At 54.2% G+C, this 17,115-nt stretch carries 13 protein-coding genes; 12 read left to right on the top strand and 1 reads right to left on the bottom strand.

Annotated elements, in window-relative coordinates:
* Nucleotides 1-14 precede the first annotated feature (14 nt).
* The 9 genes from LAP85_06320 to LAP85_06360 all read left to right on the top strand — a co-directional run bounded on the left by LAP85_06320 (nucleotide 15) and on the right by LAP85_06360 (nucleotide 10,153).
* The gene (locus LAP85_06320) at nucleotides 15-200 is read left to right on the top strand and encodes a GNAT family N-acetyltransferase (GenBank protein ID MBZ5496001.1); all 186 of its coding nucleotides are present in this window, start codon (nucleotides 15-17) and stop codon (nucleotides 198-200) included.
* A gap of 315 nt (nucleotides 201-515) precedes the next feature.
* A complete protein-coding gene (locus LAP85_06325; GenBank protein MBZ5496002.1) occupies nucleotides 516-1,706 on the top strand; it encodes a TIGR03087 family PEP-CTERM/XrtA system glycosyltransferase in 1,191 nt (396 codons plus the stop codon).
* Between the two features lie 45 nt (nucleotides 1,707-1,751).
* Nucleotides 1,752-3,020, top strand: a complete 1,269-nt coding sequence (locus LAP85_06330; GenBank protein MBZ5496003.1) for a glycosyltransferase family 4 protein — start codon at nucleotides 1,752-1,754, stop codon at nucleotides 3,018-3,020.
* On the top strand, nucleotides 3,010-4,329 hold the full coding sequence (locus tag LAP85_06335; GenBank protein MBZ5496004.1) for a nucleotide sugar dehydrogenase: 1,320 nt from the start codon (nucleotides 3,010-3,012) through the stop codon (nucleotides 4,327-4,329). The genes LAP85_06330 and LAP85_06335 overlap by 11 nt, the downstream gene beginning before the upstream one ends.
* A 27-nt stretch (nucleotides 4,330-4,356) precedes the next feature.
* Entirely contained in the window at nucleotides 4,357-5,208 is an 852-nt protein-coding gene (locus LAP85_06340; protein MBZ5496005.1) for a class I SAM-dependent methyltransferase, read from the top strand.
* Between the two features lie 151 nt (nucleotides 5,209-5,359).
* A complete protein-coding gene (locus tag LAP85_06345; GenBank protein ID MBZ5496006.1) occupies nucleotides 5,360-6,481 on the top strand; it encodes a glycosyltransferase in 1,122 nt (373 codons plus the stop codon).
* A gap of 9 nt (nucleotides 6,482-6,490) precedes the next feature.
* Nucleotides 6,491-8,380, top strand: coding sequence for a hypothetical protein (locus LAP85_06350; protein MBZ5496007.1), 1,890 nt, complete (start codon nucleotides 6,491-6,493; stop codon nucleotides 8,378-8,380).
* Between the two features lie 147 nt (nucleotides 8,381-8,527).
* Nucleotides 8,528-9,064: a hypothetical protein gene (locus tag LAP85_06355; GenBank protein ID MBZ5496008.1), complete on the top strand. Its 537-nt coding sequence runs from the start codon at nucleotides 8,528-8,530 to the stop codon at nucleotides 9,062-9,064.
* 420 nt (nucleotides 9,065-9,484) lie between these two features.
* Complete coding sequence (locus LAP85_06360) at nucleotides 9,485-10,153, top strand: hypothetical protein (protein MBZ5496009.1); 669 nt, start codon at nucleotides 9,485-9,487, stop codon at nucleotides 10,151-10,153.
* 176 nt (nucleotides 10,154-10,329) lie between these two features.
* Here LAP85_06360 and LAP85_06365 read toward each other — a convergent pair whose 3' ends face one another.
* Nucleotides 10,330-10,626 (bottom strand): hypothetical protein, encoded by a 297-nt coding sequence (locus tag LAP85_06365; GenBank protein MBZ5496010.1) that lies wholly within the window; start codon nucleotides 10,624-10,626, stop codon nucleotides 10,330-10,332.
* A 120-nt stretch (nucleotides 10,627-10,746) separates the two neighbouring features.
* Here LAP85_06365 and LAP85_06370 point away from each other — a divergent pair, with 120 nt between their 5' ends.
* From LAP85_06370 to LAP85_06380, 3 genes are all read left to right on the top strand, one after another.
* Nucleotides 10,747-13,590, top strand: coding sequence for a hypothetical protein (locus tag LAP85_06370; GenBank protein ID MBZ5496011.1), 2,844 nt, complete (start codon nucleotides 10,747-10,749; stop codon nucleotides 13,588-13,590).
* Nucleotides 13,591-14,079: 489 nt separating this feature from the next.
* The gene (locus LAP85_06375; protein MBZ5496012.1) at nucleotides 14,080-15,477 is read left to right on the top strand and encodes a hypothetical protein; all 1,398 of its coding nucleotides are present in this window, start codon (nucleotides 14,080-14,082) and stop codon (nucleotides 15,475-15,477) included.
* 184 nt (nucleotides 15,478-15,661) lie between these two features.
* Entirely contained in the window at nucleotides 15,662-17,107 is a 1,446-nt protein-coding gene (locus LAP85_06380; GenBank protein MBZ5496013.1) for a DUF362 domain-containing protein, read from the top strand.
* The last annotated feature ends 8 nt before the right edge of the window (nucleotides 17,108-17,115 follow it).

Genomic DNA, 17,115 nt, shown 5'->3' on the forward strand with positions numbered 1-17,115 from the left:
CTGCTTGTCGCAAAATATCCGGTTTCGCTCATATCACAAATGGCTGGCTGCGTCCCGGCCTGCTCCATGTCGACGACAAACCGGATGCGGCCCAACTCTGGCTGGTGCAGGACCGGGTCGCTTCAATCCATAGAGTCAGCTATGATGAACGGTTCGCGAAGCTCTCCGTGGAAACCGTACTGACACTGCGGAGCTTGTAAGACACGGCATCGACCTCGACAAGGTCAGCCAAATGAACCACCTTGGCGGCGATGACAGCTGCAAACGCAATTAGATGTCGCACCGCCGGGAACGGTGGGGGGCAGATGGCAATTACCTGGCGTAGCCCCCTCGGCGTGCTTCATGCTATCAGTCATCTTAGGGGACGCGCCTTTAAGCGAAGCGTCCACCAGGTGGCAGGACGGGGCACACAAGGCCGACTCAAACAGCACAGATAGGCGCGTGTTCGTGAATCCTGAAGTCATTATGGTTTCTCACAGAGCCCTGTTGAAAACAGGCAGTGTCGAGAAGGCTGCATGAAAATCCTGTTTGTCTGTCACCGCTTGCCCTATCCGCCTGAAAGAGGGGGTAAGATCCGGCCGTTCAACATGATCCATTGGCTCCATGACCACGGTCATGAGGTGACGGTAGTGTCGATCGCGCGCTCCAAGCAGGAGCTTGAGAAAGGAAAGGGCCTTTATGCATTTTGTCATCGATATGACGCCGCGCTGATTTCACCGCTCCGAGGGTGGCTCCAGGCGGCGCTCTTCGCACTGAGCCCACTTCCCTCTTCGCTCGGCTACTTTTACGTTCCGGGGCTGCGCGAGAGGGTCCGCCGTATCCTTCAGAATGAGCGTTTTGACATGCTCTGGGTGCATTGTTCATCGGTCGCCCAATATGTGCTCGATCATGATTCCTGCTACCGGGTCATGGACTTCGGGGACATGGACTCCGAGAAATGGTTCCGATTTGCACGCCAGCGGGCCTTCCCCTTATCCCTCGGGTATCAGATGGAAGGGATCAAGCTCCGGCGCTATGAGGAGCGCCTGGCGCGCGCCTTCAACTGCTGCACCGTCGTGTCCCGGGCGGAAAAACGAACGCTGGACACGTTCGGCTTCCCCGTTTCCGTGACAGTCATCCCGAATGGAGTGGACATCGATTACTTCAACAATCCCACGGGGAACTACGATCCTCGGACTCTGATTTTCCTTGGACAGATGGATTATTACCCCAATGTGGACGCGGTGGAGTATTTCTGCAACGCCATCCTCCCGCTCATCCGGCGAGAACTGCCGGATGTCCGGCTCCAGATCGTCGGCAACAGCCCGAACCGTCGCGTGCGCAATCTCGCTCGTATTCCCGGAGTTGAAATCACGGGGCCCGTTCCCGACGTTCGTCCGTACCTGATCAAGGCCGCAGTGAGCATCGCGCCGCTGCGGATCGCATGCGGCATTCAAAACAAGGTGCTTGAATCAATGGCCATGCGCGTGCCGGTCGTGGCTTCTTCCGGCGCCTTCGACGGCATCACCGCCGTTGAGAACGAGGACCTTCTCGTGGACGATTCCCCTGAAGGTTTCGCCTCCAAAGTCGTGGCCCTGTTGAACGATCCCGCCCTGCGAGACAGGATAGCTGATGCGGGGCGGCGGAGGATCGAACGGTCCCACACCTGGCCGGCATGCCTGGCGGTCTTGTCCGAACTCCTCATTGAAAGCGCCAGGTCTCACTAGCCCGGCCAAAGCTGCATCCAACGGGCAACAACGAAAACTAGAGCGATGGACTCTGAACAGCAAGCCGCTGATCCCCGCGGTTCTTTGCGCATCCTGTTCGTGGCAACCCAGCTCCCTGCTCCTCAGGACGCCGGCGGCAAGATCCGCAGCTTCCACATCATGCGTCAGCTCGCCCGAATCCACGACCTGACCTTCGTCTGCACAGTCAGCCCCAGCACCGATGAGTCATTGTTGAACCAGGTGCGTTCGATTTGTCCGAACTTCATCGCTGTGCCCTTTCGCACCGTTTCGATCAATTCCTGGAGATATCTTTTGAAGCTGGCCGGCAACTTCTTTGGGCTCAAGCCCTTCGGGATTGCCAAGGATTATTCGCCGGAATTATCCGAACGCGTAGTCGGCTTGGCTCGATCTGGGCACTATGACCTGATTGTCTGTGACTACCTCCATGCCATGATCAATCTGCGCGATCTTGACTCAGTGCCAGTGCTGCTCTTCCAGCATAACGTCGAGGCCGAAATCCTCCAGCGGCATTACCAGCAGGCGCGCAATCCCATGCATCGCCTCTTCTGGTTCTATCAATGGAAAAAACTGGAGTCTTTCGAGCGGCGGACCGCGAGGAAGGCTGCTTCATGCGTCGCAGTATCGGAACGCGACAGGCTCATATTCAAACACCTCTATGGCTTCAAGAATGTTTTTGCCATCGATACGGGCGTAGACATCGCCTACTTTTCCGGCCTCACCGGAGTCCGAAAGCCGCACCAGATGCTGTTTACCGGATCAATGGACTGGCGCCCGAATGAGGACGCCATGGTTTTTTTCAGCCGGGAAGTCATGCCGCAGATCTCAGGAGTGATTCCCGATGTTTCGCTGAAGATAGTCGGCCGCGGCCCCGGCAAGCGGGTGCAAATGCTTGCCGAGGGAAACCCAAAGATCCAGGTCACGGGCAGGGTTGAGGATGTTCGCCCGTTCCTTGCTGAGAGCTCGCTGTTCGTTGTCCCGGTGCGGATTGCCGGCGGAACCAGGATCAAGATTTTTGAAGCCATGGCTAGCAGCATTCCTGTTGTCTCCACGCGCATAGGCGCTGAAGGGCTCTCCGTGACGGATCAGGTGCACCTACTGCTGGCAGACACTCCTGAGGATTTTGCGGCCGCTGCCGTACGGCTCATGCGGGATACTACCTTGGCTCGGAATTTGGCCGAGAAGGCCAAGGCCTTTGTTTCGGCGAACAACGATTGGGAGATCATCGGCAGACAGTTTTCGGATATTTGTTACCGCACAGTTCAATATCAGAAAGGTTCTGGACATGAGAATTAGCATTTTTGGGCTCGGCTATGTCGGCGCAGTGACTGCGGCGTGCTTGGCTCAGGACGGCCACGCCATCGTCGGCGTGGACGTAGATCCTACCAAGATCGCGATGTTCCGTGAGGGCAGGAGTCCTATAATTGAGGAAGGATTGCCCGATCTGATCCAGAGTGGGGTACGGTCAGGCAGGATCCGAGTCATGGACGACGGCATACAGGCGATCCGGGAAACCGAAACATCACTCGTCTGCGTCGGAACCCCCAACCGCCGCAACGGCAGCCTCGACAGCGGTGTCATCCAAAGGGTGATGGCTCAGATCGGGGCCGCACTGAAGAACGACCGTGAAAACCACCTGATCATTATCCGGAGCACCCTTCTCCCCGGTTCCGTCTCCGGCACATTGATTCCAATCCTTGAAGCCGAATCAGGGAAAGAGGCCGGCCGCGACTTTGACATTTGCTTCAACCCGGAATTTCTGCGCGAAGGGACTTCAGTAAAGGACTTTTACAATCCTCCGTTCACAGTCATCGGGACTCGACATCAGGCGGCAGCAGAACGGGTCGCCGCCCTGTACCGCTCGATTCAGTCGCCGCTGTTCATTACTACCATCGAAGCTGCAGAGATGATCAAGTGCACCTGCAATACGTTCCACGCGCTCAAAATCGCCTTCGCAAACGAGATCGGCACGCTGTGCAAGCTCATGAACATCGACAGCCACGAGGTAATGAAGATCTTCTGCGCCGACAGCAAACTCAATGTCTCGGCCGCATACCTGAAGCCCGGCTTCGCCTTCGGGGGATCCTGCCTTCCCAAAGACCTTCGAGCCATGGAGTATCAGGCGCGCAATTTCGGGTACGAGATGCCGCTGATCAAGTCCATACTTCCCAGCAACAACCTGCATATTGAAAGAGCGATTCAGACGGTTCTGGATACGGGCCGGCGGAACATCGGACTCCTCGGGCTGAGCTTCAAGCCCGGAACCGATGACCTGCGCGAGAGCCCCCTCGTCGTGCTCGCAGAACGCCTGCTGGGCAAAGGTCTGGAGCTGCTGATCTTCGATGAAAACGTCAACATGGCAAAGCTCGTAGGGGCCAACAAACGGTATATTGAAAAGGAGATCCCTCACTTATCACGCCTCATGGTATCTGCGCCGGAACAGCTGTTCAAACAATCGAGCCTGATCATAGTCGGGGACAAGTCGCCCGTTTTCGCTCGGGCCCTGGAGTCGTGCACCAATGACAACCATGTAATCATTGATCTGGTGCGGATCAACGAGGCCGGCTTGAAAACCGGAGCGAACTATGACGGCATCTGCTGGTAAGACGGGCCGCTTGTGAGGGAGGAGGTTTTGTCTAAGCCCGGTAGCATGCCGCCGACCTGCGGAGGGGATGCGGGCCCGGACCATCCGGGCCGCGACGGGTTTTATGAGTACTACGCACGGGCCAGCCAGAGCCCGCAAACCCTGCAGCGCTTTTATTCGGTGCGCGACGTCATCCTGCGACTGCTGGCCCACCGGCATATGCCCACAAACTGCCTGGAGGTTGCAGACATCGGCTGCGGAGCCGGCACCCAAGCGATGATCTGGGCAGGCATGGGACACAGGCTTCATGGTCTGGATACCAACGGCCCTTTGATTGAGCTGGCAATCGAAAGGGCCGCCAAATCCGGCCTGCAAATCGATTTCCGCGTCGGTTCGGCGGAAAGACTCCCCTGGGAAGATGAATCCATGGACGTCTGCCTGGTGCCCGAACTCCTCGAACATGTGCAGAACTGGCGGGCATGCATTGGCGAGTTCGCTCGCGTGCTGCGGCCGGGCGGCATCATGGTTCTATCCACGACCAACAAGCTCTGTCCCGTGCAGATGGAATTTGACCTGCCGCTTTATAGTTGGTATCCGCGCAGGCTGAAGAAACGCTGCGAGCGGCTGGCGCTGACGAAACGCCCGGAACTTGTGAACTTCGCGAAGTATCCGGCGGTGAACTGGTTCAGCTTCTACAGTCTGCGTTCCGTGCTGTCACCGCTCGGCTTTCGCTCCTTCGATCGTTTTGACGCCATGGATCTCTCGCGAAAAGGTCCACTGGCGAAATTCGTGCTCTCGGGAATCCGGGCGGTTCCGCTCCTGCGTTGGCTGGCACACGTCGCCACACCTGCCACACTCCTGTTTGCAGTCAAGAGTGATGATGCGAACTTCGAGACCTGAAACAGGGATAAATGCAGCCGCGGTCGATCACCTGCAAGAAGTGCCATCGCGTGCGGATGTGCGCCCGATGGTTGCGGGAACTGCAGGAAGGCCCGTTCGAAGACAATCGGTTAGAATCGTGCACGTTTTACATTCCTTCGGGATCGGCGGTTTGGAGAATGGTGTTGTAAACCTGATCAACTTCCTCGATCGCGAGCGCTACCAGCATGCACTCCTTTGTGTGACACGCGCGGGATGCCTGGTGAAGAGGCTGCGCCGGCAGGATGTGGAGGTCATTGAACTGGGAAAAGACGAGGGGCAGGATTGGCGCCTGCCGCTGAAGATGGCACGCGAGTTGAGGCGCCTGAAGCCGCTGATTGTCCACACCCGCAACTGGGGAACGATCGACGGCATTATCGCAGGCCGCCTGGCCGGGGTGCCGGTCGTCGTGCACGGCGAACATGGCCGGACCATGCTCGAAATCGGCGAAGGCAGCCGCAAGCGGAAATGGGTCAGGAAGCTGCTGGGACCCATGATTGATGCCTATGTGACTGTTTCGGAGGAGCTGCGCGTTATCGCCAGAGACGACATCGGAATTCCGGATCGAAAGATCGCCACGATATGCAACGGCGTGGATCCGGCCAGGTTTTCGTTCGAGGTCGATCGGCGCTCCGTGCGGGTCGAGCACGGAATTCCCGTCGACGCATTCGTAATCGGCGGCGTCGGCAGGCTTGACCCGATCAAGAACTATGAAAGCCTTATCCGGATTCTGCCCCTCCTTCTGCAGGACTTTCCCGGCCTGCGACTCCTGATCGTGGGGGATGGACCCCAATACTCCGTTCTGGACGGATTGAGACGGGAACTGGGAGTGGCAGATCAGGTGATACTTGCAGGCCCTCGTGACGACGTCCCTAAGATGCTGAAAGTGATGGATGTGTTCGTCCTGCCTTCCTTCTCGGAGGGCATCTCCAATACGATCCTGGAAGCCATGGCAAGCAGCCTGCCCGTGATTGCGACGCGGGTCGGCGGCAATATCGAACTGGTCCTGCACCGCGAAACCGGGTTTCTGGTCGATCCCGGGAATCCATCAGAGACGTACGAAGCGATCCGAGCCTATTTGACGACTTCCCGCCTTGCGCAGGAGCATGGCTCGGCGGGAAGGAACCGGGTGGAGAGTCATTTCTCGCTTGGCAGGATGGTGGCCGCTTACGACACGTTGTATCGCGATTTATTGAGAAGGAAACACGTCCTGCCTTCTGGTTTTCAGAACGGCTCGTTCGTTGATGCCCAATAAGGGAGTGCCATGCCTCATTTGGTAGGCATCTGGAGTCCGGAGAGCAGCGAGCAAGCCATTAGCGCCTGCTTGGCAAAGCAATTGGAGCGGATACGGATCCCCAAGGCCCCCGGCGTCGATTATCTTGCGGTGTACCCCGGTTTCGGCATGGCCATCCAGGATCCGGGTATTCTGGAGAACGGCCCCCAGCCGGCGAAGTCGGAGGACGGAAGGTTTGCCCTGCTCCTCGACGGTGAGATATGGAACTCAGAAGAGCTGTCCCGGCAATTCCGCCGCGTCTTGCCCCCCGGCAGGATTCTGGGGCCGGAACTCTGTTTGCGTCTTTTTATGCAGCAGGGTACCGAAGCTCTCCACTTGTTCAACGGCGTTTTCTGTATCGTTCTCTATGACTGCAAAGACAGACGCCTCACGATCTGCACCGACCGCTACGGATTTCGCTCGGTATTTTATGTCCGGCGGGCAAACACGCTTCTGTTCGCGACCGAGTTGAAGGCACTCGCTGCCGTAGATCCCGGCAAGCGGGTGCTTGATGATGTCGGCATATTGGAAAGTTATTGCTACGGCACACACTTCATGGAGCGCACCTGGCTCGAAGGCTATTGGCGGCTCCCCCCGGCATCGATTTTGTCCCTGTCTGCAGGCGAGTTCAATACTCGCACCTACTGGATCTATAGATACGATGAAGCGTCCAAGCCCTTGGATCAGCCTACCTGCTTTACTGTTTACGGCAAATTGCTTGACCGTGCCGTCGAACGCTGCATGAGGGGATCGAGGAGGATCGGCATTTTTTTGAGCGGAGGATACGACAGCAGGGCGGTCGCGGCATGCATCCGCAGCCACCATCTTCCCCTGCCCGCCTTCACCTTCGGGCACCCGTCCTGCCGTGATGTGCGATTCGCGGGCATGCTTGCCGAGAAGCTGGGGCTTGAACATCACGCGCTCACGGATCAGGGACCTTATTTGTTTGCCAATTGTCCTTCAATCGTGTGGCGCACCGAAGGGCTGACCTCATTTGCGGTCACAACCTCCATCCGCTACCATGCGATCCTGAAAGAACACATGGACATTTTCCTCACCGGATTCCTCGGTGAATTCGGCGGATCGCACACTTGGCCGCAGCTCCTTATGGCCCGCACAAGAGGTGCCGCAATGGCAGCGATCTTCAATAGGTACGTCGCGCCTCGTTTGACAGCTGCGCGCCGCATCTTTGATGGGGGCTTTCTCAAGACGACGGAGGAGGCACTTCGAAGCCGTTTCTCGCTGAGCTTCGAGAAGGTTTCCAATGACCGCCCGCTCAACATCGCCGACGCCTGGAACCTCATCAATCTCCAGCCTTTCTCGACCTGGCACACCACCTCCATCGATCGCTATCTGCTCGAGGTCCGTCCGCCCCATCTGGATTTCGACCTGGTAGAGTTTCTCTTGACCATCCCGCCCCGTGCCCGGCTGGAACAGCGCATCTACAAGAAAATGATAGCCTACAGCTTTCCGGCCATCCGACACGTACCATGCACCAACGACGGTCTTCCCATCAATCCAAACTTTCCTTCCGCATACGCTGGTATGACTTTGAGGTTTATCGAAAGAAAAGTCCTGGCGCATGTGTCTCCAATCTTTTCCACGCAGCCGTCCCTGGGTCGTGAATCCCAAAGCCTTGCCGACGACCTTCGTTCCGAGCCCGACCTGATCACCAAGTTGCTGAACCCTCTGCTGAAACAGGGAGTTTTTCCGTCGACGATATTTGACCATAAGGGGATCAAGAAGATCGTCTCCGAGCACTATGAGCGCGGAAAAAACCACGAGGCTATTCTGGCCAGGCTCATTTCATGGGCGCTCGCCGCCAGGTACTTCTATTACGACGACCTTGCCGTTCCACCAGCTTTGCTCGAAACACCATGATGCTGCTTTTGATCTATTGCCGGCGATCAGCCGGCTGGATCAGCATAGAGCTATGACGAAATCTGACGGCCGACGTAACTCCTTCAACCTTTCACCTTGGGCAAAAAAATGAGGCCAACGCGAGCATCAATACAGAGACTTCTTCCAGTGGCGTTTATGATTCTGTCGGTAACCAATGCAGGCGCCTTGGGTCAGGTAAACCGGATCTCGATATTCAACGACGCCGAAAGCATTATGACTCCTATGACCAATATCGATGGTGGACCGGATGTGGGCAATATCCTGAACTTCCACTTCTTTCCCGGATTACGTGACTATCTCAAGGGTAACAATCGTTCCGCCATGAGTCAGTTGACCTACTTCCTGGATCGTCCTCAATATTCCAGTATGAATCCCAAACAGAATCAATATTTCAGCATTGGCCACTATGTCCGGGGAATGATTTACTTCTACCACGCGCAGGGGGTCGGAAGGCTTGAGCTGGCACGAATGGAGTTCGACAGCGCCATTCTGAGGAATCCGAATAACCACTTTGCTTACCTGGAGTTAGCCCGCGTCTATTCTCTGCTCGGTTTCAAGCAACAGGCCGTCCTGACGCTCCAAAAGGTTCTCAAACTAAATCCCGAGGGATCTCTAGCCCAGGAAGTGCGCCGGGAACTTGCGCTCGTCCAACAGCAAAAATAGAATTGATACATCGCCCTGTCGCCAAACGGTGGTTATGGTACAGTAATGCCACTTCGACTACGTTCGGTAGATCTGGAAACTGACCGGGAGGAATTGATCAGCCTCCTCGGAAGAAATCTGCCCGAGATTTCACATGCTCATAGGTACGAATGGCTCTATCTGGCAAATCCCCATGGAGTGGCGAGATCGTGGTTTGTGGTTGATAGTCCGTCAGGCAATGCCGTCGGTTGTGCTTCGCTCTTCCCCAAGATTCTCTGTCTCGACGGCCGACCGCGATTGTGCGGCCAAGTAGGAGATTTCGCAATTGATCGAGCTTTCCGAAGTCTTGGCCCCGCATTAATGCTTCAGCGTTGTACCCTTGAAGCCGTCAGGAGAGGTGAATTCGAGATTTGCTATGACTGCCCACCGCATTCTCTGGGAATGTCCACGTTCCAGCGTCTGGGCATGGCCGAGAGCTGCCAGATGCATGGGTACGCACGACTGATGCGAACTGACCGGCAACTGCGCAAGCTCCTCGGCAATAAAACACTTTCGCGTCTTATTGCCGTGCCCTGCAACTATTATCTACGTACACGGAATCATAAATCTCTGCCTGATAACGCCTTGGACATTGCACCGCTGGAAGGTTCTTTCGGGGAAGAGTTCACCGCACTTGATCGTCAACTCACAGGGGCTGCGGTAATTCGTTGCCGTCGAAGTGCAGAATATCTCAACTGGCGATTCCGCGAGGATCCCCTAAATCATTATACGGTCCTGACAGCACGCCGTCGGAACCAGCTTGTCGGTTTTGCCATCCTTGCTGCTGACAAACAGGATGCGCATCTGCTTGACATCTGTGGGGCTCCCGAAGTCAGCTCGCAGTTGGTGGAAGCAGCGGCCAATGCAATCAAGGACATGCGCGTGGAGACGCTTCGTGCCACAATCTCACAATTCAATCCACTCTCAGTTGTGCTGCAGGAACGGGGATTTTGGTTTCGTGCGCCAGCGGCTAGGGTTATTGCTTACTGCTCTCCCGAAGCTGAGATGTTGAGAAACATGCTGGACAGTCCAAATAATTGGGTATTGACACACTCAGATATTCTAGCCTAACAAGGATGCGCCGAGCGACTCAGTACCAGACATGCCGTTTATGGGGAGTATCGTATGCCCACGCTGTATCTGCGCGGCCCGCAGCTCCCCCCTCAGAACATCTTGACAACTATACTAATAGTACTACTCCTCTAAATCTTGATTCCTGTGACATTCGTTACAATAGATTTTCTATTTCAGTGCGACAATGTGATCGCACCCTGTTGCCGACGCTGGGCTCGCAGGGTTTTCATGCTGTTATGGGAAGTTTCTCGAATGTTCAGACGCAATGAGACATTGGTGGATGCAGCTACCGCCACTGGGGCAAAATTCAGGTTGAGACATTGGCCTTTTTCTACCGCGCCGATGTTCGTTTCGTCGGCAAACTTCACTGCGGACCGTTGCCTGTGCCCAACCTCATTCGCCAATCCCGGTCTTTGTCCTGACGGATTTCTCCCCGATGTCTGGAAGGTGACAAGCTGCTTGGCGATCATATCCGCATCAAAGACGTGCATGCCCATGGCCTATAAAGACCTCTTGGAAGTCAGAACCATCGCCCATTTCAGGACTAACTCGACGACGCCGGCCGTATCGCAGACACTGAGGAGTATGTTATGAAATTGAAGCTCGTAATCGCATTTCTTTTCGTGCTTTATGCTTTTGCTGGACTGTCTCATACTCCCCCAGGACCTGTTGACTCCCTGCAACCAGGGCAATGGTACGAGGTGCCGAACTCGAAGCTGAGAACTTCAGGAGTTGCGTATCCAAACAATCCTTCTGGGCTTGGGGATATTAGCCAGATCATATCCATCTGGAATGGCGGCGCCTTCGACAGCAAACGGGATAGATTGATAATTTGGGGTGGAGGGCATGGAGTTACTTACAGGAACGACGTGTACACCTTCGATCTGAACTTGGTAAATCAGGGCGTTCAGGCCTGGGGAAGGGCGATTGATCCTTCGTTGGTTTTCAATAACCCGGAAACAGAGGTATATTATCCGGACGGTCATCCCAGGTCACGGCATACCTATGGTTATCTGACATATATTCCTGATCCCGTAGATCGGTTTTTAACCCTTGGCGGAACTGCATTTGCTCCCAATGGAAATGTCCATTCTGATCACGTGGATGCCTTCAACTTTACGACCGGAGATTGGGAGATACAGAAGTTTCCTGACCTTAGTGGTGGAACACCAGCCAGCATGTATGGGGCCATCAGCGATTATGACCCTTCAAGCGGTCATGTGTGGTACATGGCTCCCTCGGGGGGGCACTGGCTCATAGAACTAAACCCTGCGGCAAATGGCGGTGCCGGTGCGTGGATAGATCATGGGAACACTTACACAGAGCCAACACCTATAGGGTATTATATGACGGGCGCCCTTGATCCTGTCCGTCATTTGTTCGTTGCCATCGGATGCGCTGGCACCATACTGAACGAAGACTCCCTGCAGCTGCAATCCTGTTCCGGAAACGGCGAAGTGAGATGGTGGAATGCTCAACCGGGAACGCAGGCGGCACATATCGCCACACTCAGCGGGAATTTTGACGTTAACGAAATCATAAAGGAGCGCAATCCGGGCTTCGTTTTTGATCCAGCCATAGGAAAGTTTGTCGCATGGGGCGCCAGTCTGACCGACCCGACCAAGAGGACCTGCGTTTATACCCTCGATCCTGGAGCCGCGCCATATACTGCAGCCTGGGTATTGGAAAAGATTCCGGCGGCCGCGACTAACACCGTAACTCCGACGCATCGGGATCTGTATGGAACTTACGGCAGATTCCGATATAGCCCAAGTAAAAATGTGTTTGTGCTGGTTAATAGCGCAGATGACGATGTGTTTATCTACAAACTCGGCGTGCGAAATGGAGAAACTATCCCTCCGTCGGCTCCCACAGCATTGACCGCGACCACCGTTTCTGCAACGCAGATAGATCTGAATTGGACTGCCTCCGTCGACAATGTCGGAGTTGCCGGCTATATCGTCTACCGCGGCAGCAACCAAGTCGCCTCCGTCACAGCTCCGTCTTACCAGGACACGAACCTTTCGCCCAGCACGCCTTACTCCTATGCAGTCGCTGCCTTCGATGCCGCAGGCAACCTCTCAGCTCTGAGTGCAAGCGTCAGTGCCGTCACTCAAAGCACAACCTTTGATACCGCACCTCCTTCGGTTCCCACAGGCCTCACTGCTACGCCGCTTTCATCGTCACAGATAAACCTTTCGTGGAACGCATCTTCAGACAACGTCGGTGTTGCCGGATATCGGCTGTACCGTGATGGTTTGCTGCTTGCATCCACAACTTCGATATTCTACAGTGACACCATTCTTAGTCCCACCACATCTTACAGCTATCGTCTTGCCGCTTTTGACACGGCAGGTAATCAATCCGCCCAATGCAATGCAGTCACTGCGCAGACACCAGCCATTGGCCAATTGCCCGTTCTGACATTTTCCCAGCTATGCGCGCAGCCGGGTGTACTTAAGTGTGTAGGGTTCAACAGTAACGCTGACATTCCCTTAGGTGCGTATTACCAGCCTTATCAGTCCTTTGGATCACCTTCCGGTATTGATTATATAGTCAGCCAAACCAATCCATCGTTTAATGGAGTCCCGCCCACAATAGACACGACAACCTATGCTTCGGATGGCGGATCACTGAAATTCACCATCCCCTCGCAGTCACCAGCAAATACATCAGGAGATTATTTTACAAATTTTCCTCCCGTGTATCCTGGCAGTGAGTTTTATATCCGTTGGAAAATGAGATTTTCTACCGAGTTTTTGAGCACTCATTTTACAAACAGCGATGGCTTCAAGGTGCTTGCTGTAGGTGAGGGGGATCATGCCAACTGCAGTCCTCAGGCCGCCCTCTCGATCGACTCTGGCGGTGGCTGCTCCCTTACTCACAGTCCGCAAAACATTGTCATAGAAAACATCAATCAGTATGGCATCCCCAGGATGTATCACCATTCCGATGAGACTATAGAATTTGATAACAGTTGGATGGGTCCGATTCTCTGGCAAAATGCCCGACCTTCTCCCAGCTGCGGTTACCATGCTTCCGGCAACTGCTTCCAGTTTTATGCCAACGAGTGGATGACATTTGAACTTCACGTGAAGGTTGGCACTTGGTTTATTGGCCTGCGCAATGCGTGGAATGCTGCGATGGCATCGGGAACTACGCCTAGGAATTCACAGGTCGAACTGTGGGGAGGCCGGGAAGGGCAGCCAATGGAGTATATTATAAGTTTCAATCATTTTGATCTTATAAACAATGACCCAACCCACTATGGCAATTACGGAAAAGTATGGCTTCTCCCATATCAAACAAACAAAGATCCGACGCAAGTTCATCCGATATGTTATGTGTGGTACGACGAACTGATCATCTCGACTCGACCAATCGGGGCGCTTCCTCTGCGACCTGGTGCGCCGGCAAACGCCAAAAAGAAATAAAACACTGGCTCTTGTTGCCCGAAACAACCTGAGCAGCCAGAAGAGGGAGATGCAATCGATAGAACATCGAGTCACCTACTGAATGGACTTTCGCCCCGTTCAACACAATTGTGCTCGTGCGTGGAGCGCTATCCTCTCCAGGAAGCAAAGCCATAACATGCGCAGAATATGCCCGGCGCCGCCATGCACAGGCAATTAACATCGCCGCTTATGGACAGCCCACAGTAGCCTGTAACCAGCTCTGTCTGCAAAGGTTCCGCCAAACGAACATTATTCAACCTGATCTCCGGACACAATTCATGTTGCGTTGCGCATAAATTTCACTATGTTGCCGACCTCACTTTCTTCCGACAGATCGCCGCACGCGAGCGGCTCCCGTGGTACTCTCCGACATGTCCCCTAACACGAAAGGCATGGGCTCCGGTGGGTTTGCCTGGTGCCATTGGCATATTTCCTCGCTACGCCACAGGTTCCAAGGCTGCAGGGGTAATGATCGGCATGTTAGAAAATCTCTATAATCATTGCCCTGTCTCATTACAGACTCTACTCCTAAACGTAAAGGCGTTGGAACTCCACCTAGAACGGTACGGAAGCAAATTTCAGAAAGTCTATGAGCAGTTCACAAAGAATCAATGGATGTCTGTGGCTGACCTGAGGTCCTACCAGAATGAGCGGCTAAAACTCTTGATATCACATGCCTATCGCACCGTCCCCTATTACAACGAGCAGATGAAACGGCTCAGGCTCCTCCCTGCCGATATTCGATCGCTTGAGGATCTGCCCAAATTGCCGGTGTTAAACCGAGACCAGACAAGAGCCAATCTTCATAGACTGACCTCCACAGCATATCCTAAAATCCTACTACGTCATGGCCACACCAGCGGCACAACGGGCTCGCCGTTGGACATATATTACGATATTCGCACCTGCGTCGTTCACCACGCAGCCGACTGGCGCTTCAAGTCCTGGGCCGGTCTCCATTATGGGCAGCCTTACGCTTCATTGCAGGGGAGAATGATCGTACCGATACGACAAGAGCGGCCACCTTTCTGGAGATACAATTACATTAATCATCAGCTCTTTCTGTCAGCCTTCCATCTGCAGCAAGATAACATCGCCTGCTATTTTGACGAGATGTCGAGGCGAAACATACAATTCATCGAAGGCTATCCGTCAACGACCTATATTCTGGCTCTCTATCTTTTGAAAATGGGATCACGGTTTCCGCTAAAGGCAGTTTTTACCTCCTCGGAAACGTTATACGGGTATCAGCGTGAAGCAATCGAAGAGGTATTTGCATGCAGCGTGTATGATTCTTATGGCATGGCGGAACGTGTCACATTTGCCACGGAATGTCCCAGCCACTGCGGCCACCATCTCAACTCCGACTACGGTATCACCGAGTTTCTGGACACGAACGACGAACCCGTGTCCCCTGGCCAGCTCGGCAGAATTGTGGCCACAGGCCTGCATAACTTCGCGATGCCCCTGATTCGATTTGAAATGAAGGATGCGTCGTCGTTAAAGGGTCATGGATGCGAATGCGGGCGTTCTTTTCCTCTCATGCAGGATGTCACTACAAAGAATGAGAGCATCGTCACCCTTCCCGACGGCAGACTTATCTCTCCTTCCGTCCTGACGCACCCATTCAAGCCGATGCACAACATCACAGAATCCCAGATAATCCAGGAGAGCCTCGGAGAACTTACGATAAAGATCGTAAAGAGAGATGGATATACCGTTGAGGATGAAAAAGCGCTGCTCTCTGCCTTCTATGAAAGACTCGGCGGCCAAATCAAGATTCGGGTGGACTACGTGCCGTCCATCCCGAGAACAGAGAACGCCAAGTTTCGGTGGGTTATTTCCAAGGTACCCCCACGCTTTTAGCAAAACTGCCCGCTGCTTGCGCACCGATTGCGCGAGGTGCCTTTTGAGTTTAAAAACCACATCCTAGGAGTATCTAACGCCGGAAAAGCGGAGCATTTTTGTATCTCGTCCTCAGAGGCAATGATTTACTTTAATGGAATTACCTGAATAATAGATCGCACAATACATTACCTTGGGAGAGCCCATGGCATATGAGTGTTCAAGAGTATTCGCCGAGCCCTGCGCCACATATGATAGTCCTGAGATTATGGCCTGTATTGCTCGCTGGGATGACCTCTTTTCCCAGTATCTTCATCCGGGTCAATGTGTGATTCTCAAACCCAACTGGATCAACAGCGCTCATAAGTATCGCCCTGATGAATGGCAAAGCTTGATAACACATCCCAGCGTAATAACTGGCGTGCTTGATTCCGTCCTGCGTTTCCTTCAGGGTAAAGGAAGAGTTGTGATCACCGACGCTCCTGCGACTTCTTGCTCCTGGCGAGCCCTGATGGACCGCATGAGACCTGATCAATGGGTAGAAATGGGTAAGCGTCATGGCATACAGGTTGACATCGTAGACCTTCGCGATGACGAGTGGACCGTCAGTCACGACGTCGCACTGCAGCGCAGAAGACTGCCGGGAGACCCTCTCGGCTCCACACAATGTGATCTTGGCCAATTCAGCGAATTTAATACGCAGCAACAAGGTAGCCGTCGTTACTATGGTGCGGACTATGATATCAATGAAACAAATCTGACCCACTCCAATGGCCACCATAAATACAAACTTTCTAGATCCGTCATTTCGGCTGATGTATTTATAAATCTTCCCAAACTAAAAACCCACAAAAAGGCTGGCATTACCTCCTCGCTCAAAAATCTTGTGGGCATCAACACTTACAAGAATTGGCTTCCTCATTACTCAGTGGGCACACCCGAACAAGGTGGTGATGAATTCCAGCACAATTCAATGAAAAACCGCTGGGAAGGTGCATTGGCGCGTCGCATTAAACACCTCCTGTCGACACAGCCGCGGGCGGGGAGATATCTTCTGCCAGCAATAACCCTTGTGAGAATGTTTTTCGGCGATACCCGGCGAGTCATTCGAAGCGGAAACTGGCACGGGAACGACACCATATGGCGCATGATCCTGGACCTCAATAAGGCTTTATTGTACTGCAATCCCGATGGTTCAATACGACACGATATTCCGCAGACGCGCAAGCCCTATATCAGCATTGTCGATGCCATTACGGCCGGCGAAGGTGACGGCCCCTTGTCTCCGGACCCAAAACACACCGGCCTGTTGATCGCAGGAGCCAACCCGGTTTCCGTTGATGCGTTCTGTGCGAAGCTCATGGGTTTTGACTGGATGAAGATACCTGCAATCAAAAACGCCTTCGCCATCAGGCACTATCCCATCGCAGACTTTAACTACGAGGACATCCATGTTGTGTCCAGCGATCGGCAGTTAAACGGCCGCCTCCTCGACATCCCGGCTCAGATCGGGTGCCGCTTTAAGCCGCATTTCGCATGGGTCGGGCATATTGAAAGCGACCCTGCTGCAACGGGTGCGCCCTCGCGCCCGCCGATCCCGGGACACGCCGAACGAAGCACCTTTCCAAACTACATGCCCGGCGATAAATGAGAGGCAGA

The organism is Terriglobia bacterium (assembly GCA_020072565.1).
Taxonomy (GTDB): Bacteria; Acidobacteriota; UBA6911; order UBA6911; family UBA6911; genus JAFNAG01.